The following is an 8,600-nucleotide window of genomic DNA, read 5'->3' as shown; positions in this document are numbered from 1 at the left end:
CGGCAGGGCGTGGACCTGTCTGGCCGGGGGTGTGCTCTGGACTCGCCGGCGCCGCAGTGGTGGTCGGATGTGGTGTGTCGGCAGGTCGATCTTGTGTGCGTGGACTCGGGCGCGCTGCTACCCGATGAGGGCGTCGCGACTCACCCGCTCGACGTCGCGGCGGGGTGCGGGTAGCACACCGATCAGGTCTGGTCGGTGCAGGATGTTGCGGCCTGGTGGTGCGCCGGACCAGGCGGGTGGGTGGAACATCGCCGCCCCGTCGGTGATCTCGACGGTCCATTCGCCGTGGTGGAGGAGTCGGTGGTGTCGGGGGCAGAGCAGCACGGTGTTGGCGAGCGAAGTCTCCCCGCCGTGGGCCCAGTGTCGGATGTGGTGGGCGTCGGTCCAGCGGGCGGGGATGCCGCAGCCGGGGAACGCGCAGCCGCCGTCGCGCACGGCGAGGGCGCGGCGCAGGGCGGTGTGCACGACCCGGTGTCTGCGGCCGACGTCGACGGGTTCGCTGTCGGAGCCGAGGAGGGTGGGGATGATCCCGGCGTCGCAGGCGATGCGGCGGGCGTCTTCGGCGCGCAGGGTCCCGCGCCCGATCCCGTCTCCCGCTTCCAGGAGCCCCGCCCCCGAACCGCGCAGGTCGCGCAGGTCGTCGAGGGTGATGGTGACGGTGACCTGGGGCCGGTTGCCGTTCTCGGTGGGCAGGTCCCCGACCTGCAGCATCCGTCGGGCGAGCTCGACGATCCCGTCGCCCTCGCGTTCGGCCGCCGACCGCGGGTCGGGCAGCCGCTCACCGGCGGCGTGGTCGCAGGTCGGGTCCTCGCAGGACCCGGATTCGTGCGCTCCGGTGGGGGCGGCCAACGGGGACAGGGCGGTGCGCAGGACGGCGGTGGACTCGGAGTCGAACCAGCCCCGGGCTTCGAACCCGGTTCCGCGTTCGGTGAACCGCAGCCGGTTGCGCACCGGGGCGACGTCCCGCGGTCGCGGCCCGTCGGGGTCGAGCATCGCGAGGGCATGCTTGCCGACCTTGCGCAGCGCGTCGGGGTCCAGTACCCGGGCGTGCTCGGCGAGGTCGCGTTCCAGTGTCTCGGCGTGGTGCGCGACGAGATGAGCGGGGAGCGCGGCGAGGGTGCGTTCGATGACGTGGGCGTGGTCGTAGGAGATCTCCGCCGAGGCGAGTGCCTCGCTGGTGGAGGGCAGCGGGGCGGGTAGTTCCTCGCCTTGCAGGGTGCGGTCGGGGGTGACCTTGCGCGCCACCCGCACTCGGGCCTTCGCCACACCGGAGCCGACCCGCTGCACGGTCTGCACCAGGTCCGCGGTGTGGGTGAACCCGCGCTCCGCGGCGAGCCCGCGGGCCTCGATCTCGGCGACGAGGGAAAGCATCCGCGTTTCAATGGCATTGTGTGCCCGTTGGGTGTCGGAAAGGGCGGCGAGGAGTTCCTCGTCCGCTGTTTCCGCCCATCGGGTCATGTCTCGAATTCTAGTCGACCGACTGTTCGATGACCATTCCTACCAGCGAGAGTGCGCTCATCGGTCGCTTTTCCGGGATGACTGGCGATACCCGATGAGATCGATGAATTCGGGTCGAGCAATCATCCGACCTACCCCCTATGAAAGCCACCTCCGTCGTTTCGGCGGCGCAGCCCGGCACGGGAGTCGCCCGGGCCGCCGCCCGACCCGGAACCGCCGGCCGGGAGCGGAAGCCGGCGGCCCGGGCGGCTCCCGTGCTGCCCTCCGGGGCCGAAAAGGCGGAGGTGGCGGCCCCCTCCGGAGCGAGGCCCCCGGAGGGCGCAGTCCGCACCAACGATCGCGAACCCCCCTCCCAAGCGAAACCGCCGGAGAGCGTCCTCCGCACCGAGGAGCGCGAGCCACCTCCCGAGCGGAACCCCCAGGGGCGTCGCCCCGCACGAAGAAGCCCGAGCCCATCCCGGGCGAAACTTAGGAGGGCGTCGGACCTCAACGGCAAAGCAGCGACACCCTCGGGAACGAGGCCCCACAGGGCAGCCCCTCAAGATCGCACGTTTCGTGCTCTCATCGTCGTGCCGACAGCACTGAGCGCACCCAACCAGCGATCTTGCCGCGCTGAGAGCACGAAACGTGCCCCTACAGCAGCGGATCAGCTCGGCGACCAGCCCAGGGCCGGGGCGACGGTCTGCGCGAGGTCGGTGATCAGGCGGGTGTTCTGCTCCAGGGCGAAGGCCGGGGGCAGGAACAGCACGATCTCGTCCGCCACCGCGAGACCCGGGTCGGCCAGGACCGCCTCGGTCACCGAGTCGGGGTCGCCGTGGTGCACCGGGCTGATCACGCTGCCGTTCGGTGGGGTCGCGCCGATCACGGGCTCCAGGGCACCGCGCGGGCGCGAGGCCGCCATGCCCTGCGTCCGACGCTCGTGGTCGTACGCCGCGTAGGTCTCGCGGAGCGCGGCCGTGGTGCCCGGCAGGATGGACGCGGCCACCGCGACGGGCGGCGGCTCGGTCCCGTGCGTCGACCGCCACGTCGAGCGGTACGCCGAGATCACCCGCGCCTGGTACTCCGGGAACGTCTCCCCCGGCTCCAGGCCGTGCAGCACCGTGCCGGTGATCAACCCCAACCCGATCCGGGCCGCGTCCACCGCGGACTCCAAGCTCGCCGCGCCCCGCCGCAACCGCCCACGCAGACCAGGACTGTGCGGCGTCACCCGCACCTCGGTCCCGATCGGCGCACCCTGGCCGGCACCGTCCACCGTGTGCACCGACTCCCCGCCGACCGCCGCGAGGAACCGGGCCAACCGGCTCCGCGCCTCCGTCCGCGGGTCGGACGACACCGCCCCGAACACCGGGTCCCACAGCGCCGTCGAGCCCGTCGCCAACGCCAGGTCCAACCGACCCCCGGCGAGGAGGTCCGCCGTCCCCGCGGCCTCGGCCAGCAGGATCGGGTCCTGATACCGCATGGGGATCACCGCCGAGCCCAACCGGATCCGCGAGGTGTGCTGCCCCACCGCCGCGAAGAACGGCAACGGCGAGGACAGGTAGTGGTCGAAATGCCGCTGATACGCCCACCCCGCCTGGTACCCCAGCTCCTCGGCCGCCCGGTAGAGCGCGATCCCGTCCCGCAGGCCCTGGCCGGGGTCGTCGGTCCACGAGACGCGGGTGTTGAAGCCCAGCGTGCGCGTCGACACCACGGCGGTCATGCCGCACCCACCGGCAGCGAGGCGAGCAGGGTGCGGGTGTACTCCTCCTGCGGCGAGTCGAAGATCGACGCGACCGTCCCGTGCTCCACGACCCGCCCGGTCCGCATCACCGACACGGTGTGGGCGAGCTGGCGCACCAGCGACAGGTCGTGCGACACGAACACGTAGGTGAGCCCGAGGTCGGCCTGCAGCCGCAGCAGGGTCTCCACGATGTCCGCCTGCACGCTGACGTCCAGGGCGGAGGTGGGCTCGTCGAGCACGATGACGTCCGGGCGCAGGACCAGTGCCCGGGCGATCGCCACCCGTTGTCGTTGCCCGCCGGAGAGCGCGGAGGGCTTGCGGGACACCAGCTCCTCGCCCAGCCCCACCGACCGCAGCGTCTCGCGGACGAGCTCCCGACGCGAGGCCGGGTCCCCGATCCGGTACCGGTCGAGGGGCTCGCGGACCAGCCGCTCCACCTTCCACGTGGGATCGAGCGAGGTGAACGGGTTCTGGTAGACGAGCTGCAGGTGCCGCCGCACGCTGCGCAGCGAGGCGTGCGAGCGGCCGTGCAGCTCCTCGCCCGCCACGACGATCCGCCCGGAGTCCGGCTGCTCGAGGCCGAGCAGCAGCCGGATCGCCGTCGTCTTGCCCGAGCCCGACTCACCGACCAGGGCGTGGGTGGTCCCGGCCGGTACGGCGAAGGACACGTCGTCGACCGCGGTCAGCGAGCCGAACGTCTTCGTGACGCCCTGGACCTCGATCCTGGCCGGGTCGCCCGCGCGCCCCTCGCCCACGGCACGCAGGTCGGCGTACCGGTCCGGGTTGAGCGCGGGCACGTCCGCGTGCAGCTGACGGGCGTACGCCGAGGTGGGGTTCGCGAACACCTCCGCGGTGGTCCCGGCCTCCTGGATCCGGCCGTCCTTGAGCACGATCAGGCTCTCGGCGCGCTCGGCGGCGATGGCGAGGTCGTGGGTGATCAGCAGCAGGCTGATCCCGAGGTCGGCGCGCAGCGTGGAGAGCAGGTCGAGGATCCGCTTCTGGATGGTGACGTCGAGGGCGGAGGTCGGCTCGTCGGCGACCAGCAGCGACGGCCGCGGCAGCACGGCGAGCCCGATGAGGACCCGCTGCAGCATCCCGCCGGAGAGCTCGTGGGGGTGGGCCGCGAACACCCGCTGCGGGTCGGTCAGCCCGACCTGCGCGAAGGTCTCGAGGACGGCCTCACGCCGGTCCTCCTTCGCCAGCCCGTCCACGAGCTCCGCGGCCTCCAGGGCCTGCACCCCGATCGTCCGGACCGGGTTGAGCGCGCTGGCGGGGTCCTGCGGCACGAAGCCCAGGGTGCGCCCGCGCAACGGCCGGAACCGCCGTTCGGGCAGGCCGAGCACCTCCCGCCCGGCGAGCTCGACGTGCCCGGTCGCGCGCCCGGACGCGGGCAGCAGCCGCAGCAGGGCCCGGGCGATGGTGGACTTCCCGGAACCGGACTCGCCGATCAGCGCCAGGCTGCCGCCCGCACCCAGCGCCAGGTCCACACCGGACACCACCTGCCTGCCGCCGTAGGCGACCGAGAGTCCGGACACCTGGAGCAGGGGTGCGGTCGTGGTGCTCGCGGGACGGGTCAACGTGCTGGTCAGTCGGTCTTGCGGAGCCATCGGCTGATCCTGTTCACGGAGAGGACGGTGACGATCGTGACGAGTGCGGGCGCGTAGATCAGCCAGGGCGCGAGCGGGTACTCGCGGCCCGCCGAGATCAACAGCCCCCAGTCCGACGCGGGCGGCGGGTCCCCGTAGCCGAGGAACGCGAGGCTGGCGATCACCAGGATGGACAGCCCGAACTGCAGCACGGCGAGCTGGAGCACGGAGCGGGAGGCGTTGGGCAGCACGTGCCGGAGCAGCACGTGCGCCCGCGACCCGCCGAGCACCAGCGAGGCCTCGACGAACACCGCGCTGCGGGCCTTGAGCACCTCCGAGCGCAGCACCCGGGCGAACACCGCGACCGCCGAGACGCCGGTCGCGATGGCCGCGTTGATCGTCTGGAAGCCCAGCGCGCTGACGACGACGACGGCGAGCAGGAAGCTCGGGATCGCCAGCAGCACGTCGACGAACCGGGCCAGGACGGTGTCGACGAGGCCGCCGAGGAAGCCGGACAGCAGCCCGATCAGCCCCCCGACCACGAGCCCGATCAGGACCGCCACGAGCGCGCTCGACACCGACGACGCGGTGCCGTGCACGACGCGGGCGAACTCGTCCCGTCCGAGGTGGTCGGTGCCGAACCAGTGCGCCGCGCTCGGCGGCGCGAACAGGTCGGCCGGGACCCCGTTGACCGGGTCCTGGCCGCTGAACACCCCGGGCGCGACCGACCAGCCGACGACCAGGGCCACGACCAGGAACGACAGCACGACGGTCGGCGGGACCCGCCAGGTGCGGCGGACCCGGGCGGGTACCGGGGCCTCCGTCGCGGTGACGGCGGTGAGGGTCATGCGTTCGCTCCCACTTCCGGGCGGGCCTGGAGCGTCACCCGCGGGTCGAGCAGCGGGTAGACGAGGTCCGCGAGCAGGTTGACGACGACGAACACAACCGCCGCCAGCGTCACCACGGCCTGCAGCACCGGCAGGTCCTGGCTGGCCACCGAGCGCTCGACGAGGTTGCCGATGCCCGTCCGCCCGAACACCGCCTCGGTGATCACCGCGCCGCCGAGCACCTCGCCGATCATCAGCGCGAGCACGGTCACCACCGGCAGCGACGAGGGCTTGAGCAGGTGCTTGAGCAGCATCCGCAGCCTGCCGAGGCCGCGCGAGCGGGCCACGCCCGCGTACTCCTGGGCCGCCTCGTGGTCGAGGTTCGCGATCAGCACCTCGGCGATCTGGGCGGACACCCAGATCCCCAGGGTGAGGGCGGCGAAGAAGGTGGCCACCGGCCCGTCGGTGTCGATGGCCCGGAACAGCCCGAGGCCGAACGAGAAGACCTGGATGAGCAGCAGCCCGACCAGGAAGCCCGGCACCGACAGGAACAGCGACGGCACCGACCGCAGCGCCGTGCTGAACGGCCGCGGGAGGTAGTGCACGCCGAACGCGATGGCGAAGGAGAGCACCACCGCGATCGTCAGCGACGCCGCCGCCAGCACGAGCGTGGACGGCAGCACCTCGCCGATCATGTCCGCGACCGACCGGTTGGACCGCAGCGAGACGCCGAGGTCCCCGGTCACGAAGCGGGACAACGACTCCCACAGCTGGACGAGGACCGGCCGGTCGAGCCCGTAGTAGGAGACGATCCGGGCGATCTCCTCCTCCGTGAACCCGTTCTGCGGGTTGCGCAGGGTGGTGGTGACCGGGTCCCCGGGCAGCACGCTGATCACCCAGAAGGTGAAGACGTAGGTGAGCAGGACGACGACGACGGCCTGGCCCGCACGGCGCAGCGCGAAGCCTCCGTACCCGCTCACGTGGGATCGCCGATCCACGCGGTGTAGTAGTTCGCGTAGGCGATGCCGTTGTAGGTCACGTCGTGCACCCGCGGGGACTGCAGGTACAGCCGCTGCACGATCTGGGTGATCGGCACGAAGTAGCCCTGGTCGAGCACGTAGCCCTGCAGCTCGTCGAGCTGGGCGTCGCGCAGCGCCGGGTCGCTGGCCCCGGCGATCGAGGTGGCCAGCTCGGTGAGCTTCGCGTCGCTCTGGCCGAGGCCGAACCAGTTCTCGCCCTTGTTCGCGTCGGTCAGGACGCCGCCGACGGTGCCCGCGTCGATGAAGCTGCGGGTGATCTCGTAGGCGGGGACGGTCTCGCCGCCGACCTTGACGCGCTGGCCGTAGGTGACGACGTCGTAGGCCTGGATACCCACCTCGAACCCGATGCCGCGCAGCTGCTGGGCGATCAGCTCGTCGACCGCCTTGGAGGTGGCGAGGTACGGGTTGGGGTACAGGGTCAGCGCGAGCTTCGTGCCGTTCTTGGTACGCACGCCGTCGGGCCCCTTGGCCCAACCCGCCTCGTCGAGCAGCGCCTCGGCCTTCGCGGAGTCGTGGGCGAAGGCCGCCTTGTGGTCGGTCGCGCCGGGGACGTTGCTCTGGATGAACGACTCCGCCGCCAGCCAGTCCGGGGTGTACACGGTGGCGAGGATCTGGTCGCGGTCGATGCCGTGCTGCAGGGCCTGGCGGACCTTGACGTCGTCGAAGGGGGCGACCTTCGTGTTGATCGCGAACCCGTTGACGAAGCCCAGGTAGCGGGGCGCGGCGACCGAGAAGCCCTGGGCCTTGAAGGTCTCGAGCTCCTTCGGCGACGGGTTGTAGGCGATGTCGGCCTGGTTCGACTGGACCGACGAGGTCCGGACCTGCTGCTCGCCGACGAGCTTGTAGGTGATCGAGTCGATCCGCGCCGGGCCCTGGTGGCTCAGCGCCTCCGGCGCCCAGTCGTAGTCCGCGCGCTTGCGCAGCACCACGACGTCGTCGTCCTTCCAGGACTCGACGACGTACGGTCCGCTGCCGATGTCGTTGGACAGGTCCGCCTGCTGCTCGGCGGGCAGCGCCAGGCTCTTCGGCGAGATGAGGATCGAGCCGTGGTAGCCCAGCGTCGGGATGAAGCCGAGGGTCGGCGAGGAGAAGGTGACCTTCACCGTGGCCGGGTCGACGGCCTGCGCGGCCTGGTAGGTCTTGGGGAACAGGCCGATCGGGTTGATCCCGCGGGTCGCGTCGCCCTTCGACCACATGTCGAGGTTCGCGACGACCGCGGCGGCGTCGAGCGGGGTGCCGTCCGAGAACGTGACCCCCTCCCGCAGGCGCAGGGTGAACTCGGTGGCGTCCGCGTTCTGCTCCCAGCTCTGCGCGATCCAGGGCGAGGTCTTGCCGTTCTCGTCGACGTACACGAGCTTGTCCGTGACGTGGCCCCAGATGTGGCCCTGGAAGCTCGAGATCGCGCTGTTGTTCGGGATCCAGGTGTCGCCGAGCGAGTCGATCAGGAAGGTCAGGTCCCCGCCCTCCTGCGCGGAGCCCGCGTCCGTGGACTGCGCGCCGCCCGCACAGGCGGTGGCGACGAGCACGGTGGTGAGGATGCCGATCGCTGCCTGCCACGCGCGCCGGGCGCGGGTGCGGGTGGTTCTCATGGGGGGTTCTTCTCTCTCGGGGTGACGGGGTCGAGGGTCAGGGGGTGAGCAGGCGGCGGCCCGCGGCCAGCAGGGCGGTGTCCTCCTGCGGCGGGTGGACGCGGACGCAGAGCACGTCTCGCAGGTGCCGTTCGAAGGGCTGGTGGCGGGTCAGCGCGGGGTTGCCGAGCGCGGCGACCGCGGTCTGGACCGCGGTGATCGCGGACCGGGCGATCTGCACCTTGAGCAGCGAGAGCTGCGGCAGGTGCCCGCTGTCCCTGCTGTCCCTGCTGCTGCTCGGCGTGGTCACGCCGCTCGCCCAGGAGCTGCTGTTCCGCGGCGTCGTCGCGACGGCCCTGCTGCGCCACGGCGCGGTGGTCGGCGTCCTGGGCAGCACCCTG

Annotated in this window: 7 protein-coding genes; all 7 read right to left on the bottom strand. The window is 72.0% G+C overall.

Going from position 1 to position 8,600, the window contains the following annotated elements; all coding sequences use genetic code 11:
• Positions 1 to 117: 117 nt before the first annotated feature.
• Entirely contained in the window at positions 118 to 1,458 is a 1,341-nt protein-coding gene (locus H5J29_RS12575) for an HNH endonuclease signature motif containing protein (protein ID WP_181781121.1), read from the bottom strand.
• A gap of 646 nt (positions 1,459 to 2,104) precedes the next feature.
• Positions 2,105 to 3,157 carry an LLM class flavin-dependent oxidoreductase gene (locus H5J29_RS12570; protein WP_181781120.1) on the bottom strand — a complete coding sequence of 351 codons (1,053 nt, stop codon included), beginning with the start codon at positions 3,155 to 3,157 and terminating at the stop codon, positions 2,105 to 2,107.
• On the bottom strand, positions 3,154 to 4,785 hold the full coding sequence (locus tag H5J29_RS12565) for a dipeptide ABC transporter ATP-binding protein (RefSeq protein WP_181781119.1): 1,632 nt from the start codon (positions 4,783 to 4,785) through the stop codon (positions 3,154 to 3,156). Before H5J29_RS12565 ends, H5J29_RS12570 begins: the two co-directional genes overlap by 4 nt.
• A complete protein-coding gene (locus H5J29_RS12560; RefSeq protein ID WP_181781118.1) occupies positions 4,764 to 5,612 on the bottom strand; it encodes an ABC transporter permease in 849 nt (282 codons plus the stop codon). Before H5J29_RS12560 ends, H5J29_RS12565 begins: the two co-directional genes overlap by 22 nt.
• Positions 5,609 to 6,571 carry an ABC transporter permease gene (locus tag H5J29_RS12555; RefSeq protein ID WP_181781117.1) on the bottom strand — a complete coding sequence of 321 codons (963 nt, stop codon included), beginning with the start codon at positions 6,569 to 6,571 and terminating at the stop codon, positions 5,609 to 5,611. Before H5J29_RS12555 ends, H5J29_RS12560 begins: the two co-directional genes overlap by 4 nt.
• Positions 6,568 to 8,220: an ABC transporter substrate-binding protein gene (locus H5J29_RS12550; protein WP_181781116.1), complete on the bottom strand. Its 1,653-nt coding sequence runs from the start codon at positions 8,218 to 8,220 to the stop codon at positions 6,568 to 6,570. The genes H5J29_RS12555 and H5J29_RS12550 overlap by 4 nt, the downstream gene beginning before the upstream one ends.
• A gap of 37 nt (positions 8,221 to 8,257) precedes the next feature.
• Positions 8,258 to 8,509, bottom strand: coding sequence for an acyl-CoA dehydrogenase family protein (locus tag H5J29_RS34970; protein WP_312858182.1), 252 nt, complete (start codon positions 8,507 to 8,509; stop codon positions 8,258 to 8,260).
• Between the last annotated feature and the right edge of the window lie 91 nt (positions 8,510 to 8,600).

The organism is Pseudonocardia pini (assembly GCF_013870575.1).
Taxonomy (GTDB): Bacteria; Actinomycetota; Actinomycetes; order Mycobacteriales; family Pseudonocardiaceae; genus Pseudonocardia; species Pseudonocardia pini.
Note: the sequence above shows the minus strand (reverse complement) of the source record. Positions and strands in the feature narration are given on the sequence as shown.